This window comes from Clostridium sp. UBA7339 (assembly GCF_002470865.1).
GTDB lineage: Bacteria > Bacillota > Clostridia > Clostridiales > Clostridiaceae > Clostridium_J > Clostridium_J sulfidigenes.
The window spans coordinates 361,573-378,885 of record NZ_DKPI01000014.1 but is presented as its reverse complement, the minus strand read 5'-3'; the positions used below and the strand labels follow the sequence as shown (position 1 = coordinate 378,885).

The window sequence follows — 17,313 nt, the reverse complement described above, 5'->3', positions numbered from 1 at the left end:
GTTTTTAAATAGTAATAATCACAAGAGAAGGAAATAGCTTTTACAATATGCTAAAAAGTAAAAAATAAGGATTTATTAAAGGCGTAAAAGAAAAGAGGAATAATATGAAAAGATTAAACTTATATTATTTTGGTGATATAGAAGTTTATGATAAATATAACCCTGCATATGTGTGTGATGAAAATTTTGCATCAGAAATATTATATATTATTGCAGAAAATGAGGCATTTTCATTAACACAGGAGGATATAAGTAAATTTATAGATATTGATAATCATAGGTTAAATAGTATTATAAGTAATTTGAAAAGAATAAATGCAATAGAAGAAAATAAAGAAAAATTTAAAATAAACTTCCCTATATTTTTAGAGAGTGATATTGAAATCATGGATGTATATCTAAAGAATGTGGGAGAGCAAATAGTAGATATAATTATTAGGATAAAACCTTTAGTAGTTGAGAAGCTTCAAAATTTATCAAGTTATAAGATTTTTGATGAAGAAAGATTACTATATCATATAATTTGCGACATGATTTTTGATGGAATTGCCTTTGATTTTTTTGAACAAAGAAATGTATTTACTAGCTCTAAGCTTCAGCCAGGTAATAGGAATTATATGATAATTGGATATGAAGACAGCTATATTGTTGATAGTTATAGCAATAAACCTTTATGCAGTAGTAATAATTATGGAAGTAATAAGTTTATCTTTAATAGTTTTGGAGATTCTAATGGAGTACGTAAAGATATGTATAGATTTTTTAGAATGACGCAACAGAGTATTAGAAATTCAACTCCTTTCCAAGATTTAAATCTACCATATATAAAAATTATAGATAAGGTTAATAAAAACACTGCGGAAAAATGTGGCCAACTAATGTGGGGAATTTTTAGTGAAGCAATTAATTATAATGAGTTGTCAAATGAAGATAAAGAGTTAGCAATTTTTCTTAAAGAGATGGACTACATAAACATAGATGAAACAGATAATAAATTATATTGTAATGTACCTATATTTCAAGAAAGAGATATGAAAATAGTCACCGAAATAGGTGAAATTATTCTTATAGAGATCCTTGAAACAGTAAAAAATACGTTAAGTAGCATAGAGAAATATTCCAAGGGTTTAACGGCAATTAAGCATAAAGTGAGTATAAAGGAAGTAGGAAATGAACTTTGGCATCAAATATTTGGACGTGCCAATGAGGATTTAATAAAAGAAGGAATTGTAGCTAAACCATATGAGAGTAAGAAAGAAGGAAGATACTTAAAGAGCATGATGGTATATGATTAATAAAAATAGGTTTATAGAAAGAAGTGATGAATATGAAGGATGACATATTAAAGCTAGTAAAATTAGAAAATCGCAAGGTGCTTATATTAAGAAAACCAACTGAAGAGGATTCAGAGGCTATGATTGAGTATCTAAATATAGTTGGTGGAGAAAGTGACAACCTTCTTTTCGGTAAAAATGAGTTTAGACTTACTCTGGAGCAGGAAAGAGAGCATATTAAAAATATAAATGAAAATAATAATGCTCTTATGCTCCTAGGTATTATAGATAATCAAATAGTTAGTGTTTCTCAAGTTAGTGCTCCGAATAGAAAAAGAATAGCCCATAATAGTGAATTAGCTATTTCAGTAAAAAAGGAATGCTGGAGCATGGGAATTGGCACTACAGTTATGAAAGTATTAATAGACTTTGCTAAGAATCATGAAACTATAAAAACTATAAGTTTAGGTGTTAAAGCTAGCAATAAAAAAGCTCAACATCTTTATGAGAAGCTTGGATTTGAAAAAGTGGGAGTTCATAGAAACTTCTTTAACATAGATGGAATTTATGATGATGAAATTCTTATGGATTTATATATAGAATAAAGGCGTATTACGGGGATTTAATAAAAGGTTAAAGAGGAGAAATATAAGTTGGAAAAGCAAGAATTAAAAGAATTGTTAAAGAGTATAAAGGAAAATGATTATAAAGTACCAGAAGGGGTAAATCCATATGAGTTATCTTTGAAAATGATGGACAATATAAGGGATATTGATAGTGAATTACGTGATGATCTTATACTTTCCAATCTATTTACTTGGATATATGAAAATCAGCTATCAGGAAAGCAGGTTAATGAGCTATTGTGGATAGCTTTAGATGAAAAGCATATTCTTAAGGGTTTAGGTAATATTGATGATTCGGTTTTCGGTAGAACCTTTTCAAGTGAAATAGTTGCAGCATGCATCTATAGACATAGAAGTGATAAGTTCTTATCTAAAAGTGATATTGAAAAGGCCTTTGATATTCTTTTGAAATTTTATAATGAAGATAAGGATGTTAGAGGATATGTAGAAGTTAAAGGCTGGGCTCATGGAGCTGCCCATGGTGCTGATGCTCTTGATGAATTTGCTAAGTGTGAAGAAATTGGATATGAGAGATTAAAAAACATACTAGATGCATTTTATAAAAAGTTAAATATAAATTATTATGGATATATTCATTTTGAAGATGAACGTATGATTACAGCTATTAAATCTATATTGGAAAGAGAAATAATACCAATAGAAGAAATAGAAGCTTGGGTTAAGGGGTTCAACAAAATAGAAAAAGTGGGAAGATATCCAGAAGATCTAGTCATTGCTTTTAATATCAATATATTTTTGAAAAGCCTGTACTTTAGACTAATTGATATACCTAAATATGAGAATATTGCAAATACAGCTAGAGAAGTATTGAATGAAATAAGTAGATTTAAATAAGGGGAGTAGAAATGATAAAGGTAATGCAGATTTCAAGCGATATTGCAGATATTATCCATGATATACAGAAAAGGTCATTTAAACAATTGCTTGACAAATATCATGATTATGATGTAAATCCTGCAATGGAAAGTATTGATATGGTTAAAGAAAAGATGGATAGAGCCAATACTACTGCTTATATTTTTAAACTGAATGACGTTAATGTTGGCTGGGTTAGAGTAACAGAATTAGAGGAAATGACTTATAAGATATCAGCTTTATGTGTTCTTCCAGAATACCAAAATAGGGGAATTGCACAAGAAGCATTGAAACAAATAGAAAGTTATTATCCTAAAGTACAGAAGTGGGTTTTGGATACAATATTTCAGGAAAAGGGCAACTGTCATCTATACGAAAAATTAGGATATAAAAAAGTTGGTGATCTAATACCGATAAATGAAAGAATGACACTTGTTAGTTATGAAAAGATATGTAAAATATAAGATTGATTATTTACTAGAAGTAATTTTAAAATTATAAGATAGTTCAAACTTGCCTAATTTGAAAAAGAGGAGTGATACTAAGTGACAAGTCATAATATTATGCATGAAGTGAAAATTGACAAGTCGTGCTTTGAGGTATTTCCAGAATTAGAATCTGATAGATTAATATTTAGAGAGGTAAATCCAGAAGATGTAGAAGAGATATTTAAGATTTATAGTGATCCTGAAGTTGCTAAATATGATTGGTTTACACCCATTAATACTAAAGATGATGCACTATCCATAATAAATCATTACAAAAATGAATTTAAAAATAAAGAAGAGATTACATGGGGTGTAGCAAGAAAGAATGATAATAAAATCATTGGATATTGTAATTTAGGGAGCTTTGATGATGCTTCAATAAGAAGCGAGATTGGATATGGATTTAATCGTGATGAATGGAATAAAGGATATGCAACTGAAGTTATAAGGGTTTTGGTGAAATTCGGATTTGAAGTAATGAACTTTAATAGGATAGAAGCCACTGTAACCCTTGGTAATGAAGCGTCTGTAAAAGCTCTAAAAAAAGCAAACTTTGTTCAAGAGGGTATTTTTAGAGAAAGAACCATTATGAAAGGTGAGTTTGTGGATGATATTGTATTAGCCATATTAAAGAAAGATTATAAAGTATGATGATAAAGTTCTTATGGATTTATGCTTTTAAGTAAATAATTAGGGGATGAGTTTTTGAAAATTGGGGTTATTGGACCAACGGAAAATGAAATTATGCCTTTTATTGAGGAGATTTCTAATAAAAAAGTAGAAAATGTTGCTATGCTGACATTTTACAGTGGTATATATGAAAACAGAGATGTTGTTGCATTGTATTGTGGGGTTTGTAAAGTAAATGCAGCCATTGCAACTCAAATATTAATAGATAAATTCAATGTTACTCATATTATTGTAACAGGGGTAGCAGGAGGAATAGATAATATATTAAATATTGGAGATACTGTTATTTCAACAGAAATAACATATCATGATGTGGATGAAGGTATCTTGACTGAATATCATCCATGGATGGAAAGTATATACTTTAAAGCAGACAGTAAGCTGGTTGAATTATGTAGAGCAGTGATAGATAAAAATACATTCACTCAAAAAATATTCTTTGGAAGAATTGTTACTGGAGAAGCCTTTATAAGTAATAATGGTCGTACTGAAATAATTTCTAAATATCATCCACTTTGTGTAGATATGGAAACGGCAAGTATTGCTCATGTGTGTTACGTGAATAATGTTCCATTCATAGCAATAAGGTCTATAACAGATACAGAAGATCAGTGTGGGGTAGAAGTATTTGAAAAGAACTGTGTATCAGCATCAAATAATTCAATTAATATGGTTAAAAAAATATTAGAGATGAGGTGGATGTAACATGAGAACTGAAAAGGAAATGTTTGATTTAATATTGAGTGTTGCAAATAGAGATAGCCGAATTAGAGCTGTTTATATGAATGGTTCTCGGGCAAATCCTAATGTGAAAAAAGACATTTTTCAGGACTATGACATTGTTTATGTAGTTACTGATACAGAATCTTTTCTGAGAGATGAGGATTGGATAAGTGTTTTTGGTGAGCCAATTATTTTCCAAGAACCTGATAAGCTTGATAAAATGCAAGGAAGAGATGTTGATTTTAAAAATGGCTATACTTATTTAATGCAGTTTACAGATGGAAATAGAATTGACTTGCATATTCAGCCTATAGAGATATTAATAAAGGAATATGGAAAAGATAAATTAACTGTTCCTTTACTTGATAAAGACAGCTGTTTACCACAAATACCAGCAACAACTGATGAAGATTATTGGGTAAAAAGACCTACCTATGGACAATATTATAGTCGATGTAATGAGTTTTGGTGGGTAGCGCCATACTGTGCAAAAGGACTTTGGAGGGAAGAAATTCTTTTTACAATAGAGGTAATGAATAGTTATGTAAGAAAAGAATTATTAACTATGTTATCTTGGCAGGTGGGGATTCAAACAGAATTTAAAGTAAGTATAGGGAAAGCAAATAAATATTTAAAAGAATATTTGGATTTAGATGTATGGACAAGGTTAATGAGTACCTTTAATATGAGTGATTATGATTCCTCTTGGAATGCACTAATTACAACATGCCAGTTATTTGAAGAGATTGCACCTAAAGTAGGTAAAATATTTGGATATGAATATAATTATGAAGAGGCTAAGAGAAGCTATGAGTTTATAAAGCATATCAAAGAATTACCGAGGGATGCTACAGAAATATATTGATTAAATAAAAATATATAGTAATTGGGGTGGGATAAAATAATGGTAATCTATAATGATATTTTAGAAAGAACTGAAAGGCTTGAAATAAGGGCACTAAAATTAGAAGATTATAAAGTATGGCTAAGGGGGTTCAAAGAACAGAATGAATCTCAATCTCCTTATGATGAGGGATGGTTTGATACATCTTTTATCACTGAGGAATGGTATGCTAAGAAATTAAAGGAACGAGAGGAACTAGGCAAAAATGATTCCACCTATATGTTGAATATTTTTCGTAAAGAGGATGGAGCTTCAATTGGTTATTGTGATATTACAACTCATGTGCGTGAAGACTTCCAATATGCAAGGGTTGGTTATACAATACATAATCAGTTTTGGAATAAAGGTTATGGAAAGGAGAGTATAAAAGCACTAGTTAATATAGGATTTGAAGACTTGAATTTTCACAGATTAGAGGCTCATATAAATCTTGATAATATAGTTTCTAAAAAAGTAATTTTATCAGCCGGTTTTCATTTTGAAGGAATTAGAGAAAAGTTTATTCTGGAAGATAATGAGTGGAGAGACAATGAAATATACTATATTATTAATAAAAATTGGAAATATAATCAATAATAGTTAAGAATAGATAAATGAAACTTTTTTAAAGTGTGTAAGAGTTTAAGGAAAGATGATATGTAGATTAGATGGAGAAGAGGATTTGGAAGTTTTCGCAGAATGAGATGGCAACGTGAATAGGAAGAGGAAGACTTTTCAATTAAGAATGAGGTAATGGAACTAGAACTATAGAAAATTAGGACAAAGAGGGGCAGACCCATAATTTTAAGTAAGGTGGTATTTAGATGAAGATAGAGGATATTTCAAAGATAGAACAGGAAGCGGATAGAGTTTCAGCTCTTTATGATATTTTTGATGAAGGTTCAAGATTATCTACAAAGGCAAGGCAAGTGGAGTTTTTAACAACGGTAAGGCAGATTGAAAAAAATCTTAGACCAAGTATGAAAATACTAGATTTAGGAGCTGGAACAGGAGAATATAGCTTGTACTTTGCAAAACGGGGATTTGATGTAACTGCCATTGAGCTAGTTGAAAAACATGTTATGCAAATAAAGGGAAAAGTTGATTCTCAAATGTCCATGGAAGTATTTCAAGGTAATGCAATGGATATATCTATGGTTAAAGATAAAACTTATGATATTGTATTATGCTTTGGTCCCTTATATCATTTGTCAAAAATTCAAGATAGGATGAAGTGCATAGCAGAAGTAAAAAGAGTTTGTAAGAAGGATGGAAAGATGTTCTTTGCATTTATATCTAATGACATGGTTATTACTACGGAAACTATGCTCTATGAAGAAGATTTTTTAAAGGGAAATAACTATAATCATGACACCTTTAAAGTTGTAGACTTTCCTTTTGTTTTCCATACAGTAGACCAGTGTAGAAAGCTATTAAGAGAATCTGACTTAAAAATTACGTCAGAGGTTGCTACAGATGGATTAAGTGAACTCTTGGCAGATAAAATAAATAATATGGATGAGGAAAGTTATAGTAAGTGGCTTAACTATCATTATTATTGCTGTGAAAAGCCTGAGTTTTTAGGTACAAGTAACCACCTTTTATTTGTAGCGGAGAAGTAAATATTAAATTCATTGTGAATTGAGGTGTAAATGATGATTGATTTGGTACAGCCAGAACCCTGTCTTGAGGAAAAATTTATTGAAATGTTTAATGACTATAATAAAAATGACGAAGATGTGATTGAGAGAAGGTATTCTAGAGCAAATTATGATTTTAAAAGTTATTTAGATTATCTTAAGAATAGGGAAAAGGGAGTTAATCTAGAAGTGGGACACGTTGCATCATCAGAATGGTGGCTTTTAAATGAAAACAAGGATATTTTAGGAACTGTTAGATTAAGATATGAGCTTAATGAGACAAACTATGAAGAAGGTGGACATATTGGTTATGATATATCACCAAGGTATAGAAGAAAGGGATATGGAAAGTTAATATTAAATTTAATATTGGAAAAAGCAAGGGTGCTAGGACATAGAACAGTTTTAGTAACATGTGACTTTGATAATATTGGTTCTAAAAAGATAATTGAGTACAATGGTGGAAGGTTAGAAAACACTGTAATTTCAAAGGAATCAGGTAAAGAGGTATTAAGATATTGGATAGAACTTTAATTGGAAAGGATTTCTTTTTACCACAGATAGCTATGGAAAAGTATATTATTTAAGATATCTATTTAATTGGTATATGATATATGAACTATAGTGATATAAATAATATGAAAGATAAAGTCTACAAGAATTAAAGGAATGAAGTTATTATTGGACTGGAGGAATTTACATGAATAGGATAGAGAAATTAAAAAAAGGTGATTTTATTGGTATTTTTTCACCATCATCACCAATAACATATTCATGTCCTAAAAGATTTGAAAGAGCAAAGAAATATTTACAAGATAAAGGATTTAAAATAGTAGAAGGAAACTTAACAGGAAAGTACGATTTCTATAGGGCAGGTAGTATCAAAGAGAGGGCAGAGGAGTTAAATAATTTAATTAGAGATCCCGAAGTAAAATGTATAATGTCCACTATTGGAGGAATGAACTCAAATTCACTCCTTCCTTATATAGATTATGAAGCATTTAAAAAGAATCCTAAAATAATAATAGGTTATTCTGATGTTACAGCAATTCTACTGGCTATTTATGAACAAACAGGAATAAGTACTTATTATGGACCTGCATTGGTAGCTTCATTTGGGGAATTACCACCCTTTGTTGATGCCACTTTTAAATATTTAAAAGAAATTACGATGGATGAAATAAAAATTCCTTATGTTTTTGAAATTCCACAATATTGGACAGATGAATATGTTAATTGGGAAACACAAGATAGAGGCAAAGAAGAGAGAGAAAATAAATGGATTACGATCTATGAAGGGGTTGCTAGAGGTAGAATAATAGGTGGAAATCTGAATACAATGCAAGGTATATGGGGGAGCAAATACATGCCTGAAATAAAGGATGGAGATATACTTTTTATAGAAGATTCTTTAAAAGATGCTGCAACAATAGAAAGAAGTTTTTCTTTTTTAAAAGTAAATGGTGTCTTTAATAGAGTTTCAGGAATAATACTTGGAAAACATGAGTTGTTTGACGACTTAAAGACAGGTAAAAAACCATATGAAATATTGTTAGAAGTGTTAGGCAATAAAAAATTACCATTCATTGCAGATTTCGATTGCTGTCATACACATCCAATGATGACTCTACCAATAGGATGTGAGATTGAACTTGATGCTACAAACAAGAAAGTAAGTATTATTGAGGAATGGGGATTATAGGGTATTGCGAATTTAACAATGTTTACTAATTACTGGAGGGAGAGTTTATGGAAACATATATAAAAAAGAAATTGCAGGAAAGAAACCATAGAATAATTGAAGCTATAATCAAAAAGGCAGAAAATGTATGTCCAGGCTCCATTGCATTAATAGGAATTGCCGGTTCGTTCCATTCTGGTGATATCTATGAAAAATCCGACTTAGATTTATGTATCGTTATTAATGATGATAGTGGTTGGAAAGTTGCATCGTGCTTTATCATTGAGGATGTAGCTTTTGATATATATTGTACTCCATGGAATAGACTCGAGGAAATGTCAAAATATAATGATCCCTATATTACAAAACTAATAGAGTTAGATATTGTTTACTGTAATGATGAGAAGTACATGCAGAAATATATGAAATTAAGATCAGTTGTTATAAATAAACTAAATGAAGAGTATTCAATAGAAAATATTGAGAAGGCTGAAAATTTTGTCAATGAAGCAATGAAAGGATATGGAAATGTAATGCTGAGTAATAAATACGGTGAATGTAGATATGAGGCAGCAAGTATTTTATATTATATTGAGTTTGCTATTTATATGTATAATAAGTCATATGTAAAAAGAGGTGTTAAAAGAGTCCCAGAAGAAATTTCTACAATGAAATATCTTCCCATAGGTTTTAATGAATTATATTGGAATTTAATCAAAGCGACAAGTATTCAAGAGGTTAAAGAATCATCAACAATGTTAATGAAATCACTAAAAGATTTTGCAAAGGAAATGAAGGATAAAGTTATTTCAAAAAAGGTAATCTCCCAAGCTGACATTATTGGCACATATGAAGAAATTTATTCTAATTGGAAGAATAAAATGTATCATGCTGCTGAAAAGGGTGATACCTATTTATCATTGATGACAGCTGCCAGTTGCCAACAATTCTATGACGAAATGTATAGTAAATACGATATTGCTAGAACAGACCTAATGAAGAATATCACTCCAGACAACTTAGCTTTATCAGCAAAAGAATTTGATAATTCAATGGAAGAATATAAAAAGAACTATGAAACACTTGGTATGGAGATTGAATATTACAAAAATTTGGATGAATTTGAAAAAATGTATTTAGGGTAATCAATGATTTTTATTAGAATAGTAGCAGTTCATGATACTAATAATATTACCTAGCTGTATATTCAATATTAAAGAATGAGTGGAACAATGAAGCATTGGAATCTATATAATTTGATTATCTAAGAATTAAATTAATAAAATAGCAAGAATAGAAGAGGTATTATGTTTATGGAATTTAAAGAAGTAAAAATCGAAATATATGTTCCAGAAGAATATGTAATAGAATTAAGAGATGAACTTAATAAAGTGAATGTTTGCAAAATTGGAAACTATGATAATGTTATCTCGATAACAAATGTTAGAGGATATTGGAGACCTTTAGAAGGTTCAAATCCTTTTATTGGTGAAGTAGGTAAAGTATGCGAGGGTCAGGAATGTAAGATTGAGATAAGATGTAAAAAAGAATATGTTAGGAATGCTATTAAAGTTATTAAAAAAATTCATCCATATGAAGAACCACTAATTAATATTATTCCAATTATAAATGAATTATTTGAATAAAAAATAATTCATTTGAATTAGATGGACAAAGGTTATAGGAGGAATTTTATGATTAATTTGCGGTATCCAATAATAGAAGATGCTGAGGATTTCTTTAGAATACTTATAGAGGGAAGGTTTGAATTTTATTATGCAACAATACCTGAAAGTATTGAATTGGAGAGAGAATGGATTAAGAGACGAGAGTATAAAAGAGCAAATAATCTTGAATACAATTATTCAATCATATATGAAGATGCTGCTATAGGAGGATGTAATATAAAAATATTTCAAGATAGTCCTCACGTTGGAGAAATAGGTTATTTTATAGATAGAAATTTTTTTAATAGGGGCATTGCAACCGAAGTTGTAAAGATGTTAGAAAATATTGCTTTTAATAATTTGAAATTAATAAGACTGGAAATTCGTATGGATCCACGAAATAAAGCAAGTGAAAGAGTTGCTATAAAGAATAATTTTAAAAAAGAAGGCTTATTAAAAAAGGTTATGAAGTTTGAGAATAACTATTATGATAATTTGCTCTATGCAAAAATAAATGAAGAATAACCAAAGGAGAGATTAAAAGAAAAGATTCAATTGTAATAAATTTAAAGGAGAAAATAAAATCATGAAAATATGCTTTGAAGAATTTAAAGATGAAATTGATACTCTTGTAGGATTTTTAACATCAGATACTTGGGAATTTTATGGAACACCGAACCAAAATCCTGAAAGAATTAGAGAGAGCTATGAAAAACATTATTATACTGGGGATGACTGCAAAACGTTTTGGGTTATTCTAGATGAGGGTATAAAAGTGGGAATGATAAGAATTTATGATTTACAAGATGATAGCCCGTTGTTTGACATAAAACTTTTGAGCAAGTACAAAGGTATGGGAATCGGGACAATTACTGTGAACTGGCTTGTTGATTATATATTTAATAATTACTCTGATAAGGAAAGGATAGAGGCAAATACAAGGCAGGATAATTATGCAATGAGATGTGTATTCCATAAGTGTGGTTTTGTTAAAGAGGCACATCATCGAAAGGCATGGGGAAGTAAAAATGGAAAACTATATGATGCAATTGGTTATGGTATTACAAGAGAAGATTGGCAAAATGGAAAAACTACCCCAGTAAATTGGAATGACTTTAAGTGTTAATTATATAAATAAACAAAATTCTTATTTGACGAATTATAAAGATGTAGTAGTACAAAAATAAAATAGATAAATTTTAGTTAAGCTTATTCACTTATTGTACAAGTTTAACTAAAGATAATTATGAGAATTACAATAAAGAAAGAAGATTTTAAAATGATAAATATTAGTATAGAAACAGAAAATCTAATTATAAGACCATTTTTACCATACGATGCAAAGGATGCAGTATATTATAGTCAACAACCCAATGTGTCTTACTGGCTGTCTGATATGGTTTTGCATAATGAGTCAGAAGCACTTTCTTGGATAAATTGGCTAAATGAAAAGTTTAATATAAATGAGCCTTTTATAATATTGGCAATTGAATATAAAGTGGAGCATAAATGTATTGGTGTTGTGGGAGTTCATGCAAAAGCTGAAATAGATAATGAAGTTGAGATTTTATATGGTATTTCTGATAGCTACCAAGGGAATGGATATGCAACAGAAGCAGCTAAAGCGCTAATTCAGTGGGTTTTTGAAAATACTGAATTAAAGTCTTTAACTGCAATCGTAAAGCCAGAGAACACTTCATCTAAAACTGTGATTAATAAACTTGGATTTAATTATGTTGACGACAGAGTAGTACTATATGATGGTGAAATGTGTAAGTTTAATTATTATAAATTGTTTAATAATCATTCATAATAATTATGTTAAAAAGGAGAGCGCAATGAAGTTAGATATAATAGCTGTTTACGAAAATCTGGATGACTACTTGTTAGATATGGAAAAAGAAAATGCAGATTTTGAGATGTTATGGGATAAATATGCCATTAAGCCTTATTGGGAAAAAATTAGCCAATGGGCGCCATTTGATATGTCTGATAGAAAACCACAACCTATCAAGAACATATTTAAATTAAAACAACAGATTGAAGTAATGAGAAATATAGACATTAACGATATTAAACATAGGTTTATGCAAATAGTGAATACACTTCCTAATTATGATGATGATCCTATAGTAATTGCCATCTATCCCGTTGATGATGACAATTTGATTGTTAAGGAAAATCAAAATGGTGTATGGGGAGTTAATGTGTTTGGTAACATTTTATTAAACATTAATCCATTAGCTAAAAATTATTTAGAGTGGATACCTTATGTATTTGCTCACGAGTATCATCATAGCGTGTGGGGGAATTATTGGCACGTGGTACATGGAGGACGTACAGGAAAGTTTATAGAATCTATGTTAATCGATGGGCAAGCAGATGCCTTTGCGAAAAGTTTTAATCCGTCTTTAAATCCTAAGTGGATTTCTCAAATAAGTGAAGAACAAGAAGAGGAATTATGGAATAAGCATTATTCTAAATTGTTAAATTATACTGATGTAGATTATGGTAAATACATGTTTGGTGATGATGAAGTGGGAATACCTTGGTGTGCAGGTTATTTCTTTGGATATAGAATTGTTGAATATTTTAAAAGAAACTATCCATATACTAGTGAAAAGGAAATGATTGAAATGAATTCAGACGAAATTTATGATATGAGTGGGTATGGTCAAAATAATAAGTAGTTTTTAATAAATATCTAGAGAAATAAGGAATTTAAATTAAAAGGGGAAATTTATATGTTGACACATAAGGGGACACAAACAATAAATACAGATAGGCTTTTACTGAGAAAGCTTGAAATTGAAGATTCCAATGACATGTTTAAAAACTGGGCAACAGATAGTGAAGTAACAAAATTTTTATCTTGGAAGCCCCATGATAATGTAGAAGAAACTAAAGAAATTATAAAACAGTGGACTTTGGAATATGCAAATGATGATAACTATAATTGGGCTATTGTGTTAAAAGATATTGGAGAAGTTATAGGTGAAATTTCTTTGGTGAGAATAAATGAAAAACATTATTCCTGTGAAGTAGGATATTGTATGTCAAGAAAATATTGGAATATGGGCATAATGACTGAAGCATTGAAGGCTGTGATTGATTATTTATTTTCTGAAATTAGATTTAATAGAATAGTAGCACTTCATGATACTAAAAATGGTGCATCAGGAAAGGTAATGAATAAAAGTGGAATGAAGTATGAAGGAACATTAATACAAGCTAGTTTCAGTGAGAAAAGAGGCTTTTATGATTTAGCGATATATGCCATATTAAAAGATGAATGGAATAGTGAAAGTAGAAGTTAAAATAGAGAAAGTTCTATGAATATAAAGGAGAATATTGATATGTATACAAAAAATGAAATTATAGAAATTGCTAAGGCTCAGTTAGCTCTGGATTATAACTGTGAGGTATCTGATTTTGAAAAAGAAGTAAATACAATAGTTGAGAATAAACTTGTTGAAGGTAGAAGAATTTATGATACTGATGGATGTGCTCTTAAAATACTATGTTTTGGAAACAAAGCAATTATTAGTACAACTCCTACATTGATGCCATGGCTTGAAGAAAAATTTATTAATGCAAGTGCGGCATGGCTATTTGAATATCCTAAACTTAGGGCTATTGATAAAAAGCTACAGGAGGTTGGACATGAGATAGCAGATGCTCACCATTATTATCTACCAAATCCTGATGTTCAAGAGATGGATAAACCTATTTATGATATAAAATGGTACGAGCAAGAAGAAATTTTGAAGTTTAAGGGTGATAAGAGATTTGGAGAAGCTTTTTTATTTGATAAAAATATTCCAGATATGCTTGCAGTCTCTGCTTGGGATGGTGATGAAATAATTGGTATGGCGGGTGCAAGTGCAGATAGTAAAACTATGTGGCAAATAGGTATTGATATTTTGCCAGAATATAGAGGTAAGAGAATAGGAACAACCTTAGTTAAACTTTTAAAGAATGAAATTTTAAAGAGAGGAAAGGTTCCTTTTTATGGAACGGTGGAATCTCATTTTCACTCACAGAATATTGCCATAAATTCAGGCTTTTTCCCAGCATGGGCGGAACTTTATTCGAGAAGTAATTCCAAGGAATGCTAGTGCCATTAAATTGTATAAGGAATGTGGTTTTGATCACTTAAACATGATACAGCTTAGAAAAAATTATGATAAAACCTTAGATAAGGATGAGCATATAGAAGTTTTAGGTTTTGATTTTATAAAATATTAAAGGAGATATTTATGATAGAGGGGAAAAGTGTAGTTATAAGGCAAATTGAACTAGGAGATGAGGAGTATTTATATAAATGGTGGAATGATGGAAGTTTTATGTCTCATGCTGCCTTAGCCTATGGTACTTTAGAGAGTAAGACTGCAATAAGAAATAGTATAGAGAAGGAAGTTTTAAATTCACAGTTATATGCTGCAAGTAAAAGATTTATAATCTGCAAGAAGGAGGATATGACTCCTATAGGTGAGATGAGTTATTGTGGCTGGGATAAAAGGGAGCAAAAATGTGAATTTGGAATAAAGATTTGGAAGGAAGAGCAAGGAAAGGGCTATGGAAAGGATGCTTTAAGTCATTTCATAGATTTCATGTTTAGATTTTTAAATTTAAATAAGATTGAACTTACTAGCATGATAGATAATAAACGCGCTCACAGTTTATATAGAGCATTAGGCTTCAAAGAAATTGGAATTGTAAGGGAAGGGTTCTTTGATAGTAGAACAGGAAAGTTTTCAGATGTAATGTACATGGATTTATTGAAAAGAGAATGGATTGATATTAGAGAAGAAGTATTGTAACAGATACATCAGAAGGAGATAATTATGATTTTAAACCAAGTTATAGGAATTGAAACTGAGAGATTAATTATTAGAACAATGTCACTTAGATTTATAACAGAAGTCTTAAAAAATGATATAAATGCGTATGATCATATAGGTGTAAATTTTAATGAAGAATGGCCAAGTTCCGATATAATGCCTGCGTTACCAATATTTAAGGCTCAGCTAGAAAAGAAACTTCCAGATGGGTATGGACCTTGGATTTTTATTGATAAGGCGGACAATACCATAATTGGAGATGGTGGATTTAAAGGTTCTCCAAATGATATTGGAGAAATTGAAATTGGTTATAACATAGTTGAAAGCAAAAGAATGCTTGGGTATGGCTATGAAGCCGTTAATGCTTTGATAGAATGGGCATTTTCTCAGGAATCTGTGAAGGTAATTATGGCAGAATGCTTAAGAGATAATATGCCATCTATTAATTTATTAAATAAGGTTGGAATGACTAAGGTTAGAGAAGATGAAGAATTGGTTTATTTATCCTTAGATAAGAGCATTTGATAGTATAGTGTTTATCACGTAAAAAATTATTAAGGATAAGGAGAATATTGATAAATATGAATAAGATTGCTGTAATAGGAAGTGGCGGTTCAGGTAAATCTACATTTTCACGTAAGTTAGGAAGCATATTAAATCTTCCTGTATATCATCTAGATACTTTGTATTGGAATCCGGGTTGGATAGAGACACCAAAGGATAAATGGGAGAGTGTAGTAAGAGAATTAGCTGATAATGATCAATGGATTATAGATGGAAACTATAGATCAACTATGGATATCAGGTTAAACTCAGCAGATACAATAATATTTCTTAATATGTCAACTCTACTTTGCACCTATAGAATTGTAAAGAGAAGATTCATATTCAAAGGAAAGAAAAGGCCAGATATGACAGAGGGATGTGAAGAAAAGCTAGATTTAGAGTTTGTTAAATGGGTATTGAAGTTCAATAAAAATGAAAGACCTAAGATTTTAGAAAAGCTTAAAAACTATGAAGACAAAAAGATAATAGTACTTAATAATCTAAGAGAAGTAGATGAACTTCTTAAGAATTTAAAAGAAAATTAGAATGGTAAGTAAAGTTGATAAGAGTGTAAAGGAGATGAAAGAATGAGTATATATAATTCATAGTTTTGATGAGTGCATGGAGGCTATAATAAATCCAAAGGAAGTAGTAGATAGAATTGAGGGTTTTCCTAAAGTAATAATAGCTACTTTTTCTCATAAAGTAATGGATGTTTTTTCAAAGTTAGAAGGTGTAGTTCAAGTAGGGGTTACAAGGTCAGTAAATGGTGACGTAATTATTTATAAGATGAATTACGAGGGCAAGGATATAGGATTTTATATGACTCCAGTAGGAGGCTCCTTTGCAACAGGTACCCTTGAAGAAATTATAGCTATGGGGGCAGAGAAGGTTATAGTATATGGCTCTTGTGGTTCATTAGATAAAAATATTACAGCTGGACATTTAATTGTTCCAACTGATGCATATAGAGATGAAGGGGTAAGTTATCACTATATGAAACCAAGTGATTATGTAACTATTGAAAAGGCTGATAAATTGGCAAGTATATTAAATGATTTAAAAATTCCCTATGTTAAAGGAAAGATTTGGACAACTGATGCAATTTATAGAGAAACCATAGGAAATATGCAAAAAAGAAAGGCTGAAGGATGTATTGCTGTGGATATGGAATGTGCATCACTAGCAGCTATGTGCAAGTTTAGAGGAGTAGAGTTTTTTCAATTTCTATACTCAGCAGATAACTTAGATAGTGAAAAGTGGGAAAAAAGAATTCTTGGTAATCTTGATTTAAGTGAAAGAGAAAGATATATGATGATAGCTTTTGAGGTTGCAAGTAATATATAAAATTATTTTAAAATAAATGTAAGTAATG

Annotated in this window: 23 protein-coding genes; all 23 read left to right on the top strand. The window is 30.2% G+C overall.

From position 1 onward, the window contains the following. Positions 1-104 precede the first annotated feature (104 nt). The 23 genes from B2S02_RS16075 to B2S02_RS15965 all read left to right on the top strand — a co-directional run bounded on the left by B2S02_RS16075 (position 105) and on the right by B2S02_RS15965 (position 17,285). Positions 105-1,295, top strand: coding sequence for a hypothetical protein (locus B2S02_RS16075; RefSeq protein WP_346890974.1), 1,191 nt, complete (start codon positions 105-107; stop codon positions 1,293-1,295). Between the two features lie 32 nt (positions 1,296-1,327). After that, complete coding sequence (locus tag B2S02_RS16070) at positions 1,328-1,879, top strand: GNAT family N-acetyltransferase (protein ID WP_414632268.1); 552 nt, start codon at positions 1,328-1,330, stop codon at positions 1,877-1,879. Between the two features lie 48 nt (positions 1,880-1,927). Then, positions 1,928-2,755 carry a DUF2785 domain-containing protein gene (locus B2S02_RS16065; RefSeq protein ID WP_346921029.1) on the top strand — a complete coding sequence of 276 codons (828 nt, stop codon included), beginning with the start codon at positions 1,928-1,930 and terminating at the stop codon, positions 2,753-2,755. An 11-nt stretch (positions 2,756-2,766) separates the two neighbouring features. Beyond that, positions 2,767-3,240, top strand: coding sequence for a GNAT family N-acetyltransferase (locus B2S02_RS16060; RefSeq protein WP_346876536.1), 474 nt, complete (start codon positions 2,767-2,769; stop codon positions 3,238-3,240). An 81-nt stretch (positions 3,241-3,321) separates the two neighbouring features. Then, positions 3,322-3,915 (top strand): GNAT family protein, encoded by a 594-nt coding sequence (locus tag B2S02_RS16055; protein ID WP_346876535.1) that lies wholly within the window; start codon positions 3,322-3,324, stop codon positions 3,913-3,915. Between the two features lie 54 nt (positions 3,916-3,969). Then, positions 3,970-4,659, top strand: a complete 690-nt coding sequence (locus tag B2S02_RS16050; protein WP_346876534.1) for a 5'-methylthioadenosine/adenosylhomocysteine nucleosidase — start codon at positions 3,970-3,972, stop codon at positions 4,657-4,659. 1 nt (position 4,660) lies between these two features. Beyond that, positions 4,661-5,542 carry an aminoglycoside 6-adenylyltransferase gene (locus tag B2S02_RS16045; protein WP_346876533.1) on the top strand — a complete coding sequence of 294 codons (882 nt, stop codon included), beginning with the start codon at positions 4,661-4,663 and terminating at the stop codon, positions 5,540-5,542. 39 nt (positions 5,543-5,581) lie between these two features. Beyond that, on the top strand, positions 5,582-6,157 hold the full coding sequence (locus B2S02_RS16040) for a GNAT family N-acetyltransferase (RefSeq protein ID WP_150845739.1): 576 nt from the start codon (positions 5,582-5,584) through the stop codon (positions 6,155-6,157). A 227-nt stretch (positions 6,158-6,384) separates the two neighbouring features. Beyond that, positions 6,385-7,182, top strand: coding sequence for a class I SAM-dependent methyltransferase (locus tag B2S02_RS16035; RefSeq protein ID WP_346921028.1), 798 nt, complete (start codon positions 6,385-6,387; stop codon positions 7,180-7,182). A 30-nt stretch (positions 7,183-7,212) separates the two neighbouring features. Then, entirely contained in the window at positions 7,213-7,734 is a 522-nt protein-coding gene (locus B2S02_RS16030) for a GNAT family N-acetyltransferase (protein ID WP_346847451.1), read from the top strand. A gap of 166 nt (positions 7,735-7,900) precedes the next feature. Continuing rightward, positions 7,901-8,902, top strand: coding sequence for a S66 peptidase family protein (locus B2S02_RS16025; protein ID WP_346921027.1), 1,002 nt, complete (start codon positions 7,901-7,903; stop codon positions 8,900-8,902). 47 nt (positions 8,903-8,949) lie between these two features. Next, on the top strand, positions 8,950-10,026 hold the full coding sequence (locus tag B2S02_RS16020; RefSeq protein WP_346921026.1) for a hypothetical protein: 1,077 nt from the start codon (positions 8,950-8,952) through the stop codon (positions 10,024-10,026). A 168-nt stretch (positions 10,027-10,194) separates the two neighbouring features. Then, positions 10,195-10,527: a divalent cation tolerance protein CutA gene (cutA, locus tag B2S02_RS16015; protein WP_346879606.1), complete on the top strand. Its 333-nt coding sequence runs from the start codon at positions 10,195-10,197 to the stop codon at positions 10,525-10,527. 48 nt (positions 10,528-10,575) lie between these two features. After that, on the top strand, positions 10,576-11,073 hold the full coding sequence (locus tag B2S02_RS16010) for a GNAT family N-acetyltransferase (protein ID WP_346921025.1): 498 nt from the start codon (positions 10,576-10,578) through the stop codon (positions 11,071-11,073). Positions 11,074-11,134: 61 nt separating this feature from the next. After that, positions 11,135-11,674, top strand: a complete 540-nt coding sequence (locus B2S02_RS16005; protein ID WP_346921024.1) for a GNAT family protein — start codon at positions 11,135-11,137, stop codon at positions 11,672-11,674. 120 nt (positions 11,675-11,794) lie between these two features. Further along, positions 11,795-12,361, top strand: a complete 567-nt coding sequence (locus B2S02_RS16000; RefSeq protein WP_346921023.1) for a GNAT family N-acetyltransferase — start codon at positions 11,795-11,797, stop codon at positions 12,359-12,361. 25 nt (positions 12,362-12,386) lie between these two features. Beyond that, positions 12,387-13,238: a DUF2268 domain-containing putative Zn-dependent protease gene (locus B2S02_RS15995; RefSeq protein ID WP_346921022.1), complete on the top strand. Its 852-nt coding sequence runs from the start codon at positions 12,387-12,389 to the stop codon at positions 13,236-13,238. Positions 13,239-13,292: 54 nt separating this feature from the next. After that, positions 13,293-13,865, top strand: a complete 573-nt coding sequence (locus B2S02_RS15990; RefSeq protein WP_346921021.1) for a GNAT family N-acetyltransferase — start codon at positions 13,293-13,295, stop codon at positions 13,863-13,865. Positions 13,866-13,904: 39 nt separating this feature from the next. Beyond that, positions 13,905-14,666: a GNAT family N-acetyltransferase gene (locus B2S02_RS15985; RefSeq protein ID WP_346847442.1), complete on the top strand. Its 762-nt coding sequence runs from the start codon at positions 13,905-13,907 to the stop codon at positions 14,664-14,666. A gap of 141 nt (positions 14,667-14,807) precedes the next feature. Then, positions 14,808-15,371 (top strand): GNAT family protein, encoded by a 564-nt coding sequence (locus B2S02_RS15980; RefSeq protein ID WP_346847441.1) that lies wholly within the window; start codon positions 14,808-14,810, stop codon positions 15,369-15,371. Positions 15,372-15,395: 24 nt separating this feature from the next. After that, on the top strand, positions 15,396-15,917 hold the full coding sequence (locus B2S02_RS15975; protein WP_346847440.1) for a GNAT family protein: 522 nt from the start codon (positions 15,396-15,398) through the stop codon (positions 15,915-15,917). A 56-nt stretch (positions 15,918-15,973) separates the two neighbouring features. Continuing rightward, positions 15,974-16,483 (top strand): DNA topology modulation protein, encoded by a 510-nt coding sequence (locus tag B2S02_RS15970; RefSeq protein ID WP_346847439.1) that lies wholly within the window; start codon positions 15,974-15,976, stop codon positions 16,481-16,483. Between the two features lie 76 nt (positions 16,484-16,559). Next, entirely contained in the window at positions 16,560-17,285 is a 726-nt protein-coding gene (locus B2S02_RS15965) for a nucleoside phosphorylase (protein ID WP_346921020.1), read from the top strand. The last annotated feature ends 28 nt before the right edge of the window (positions 17,286-17,313 follow it).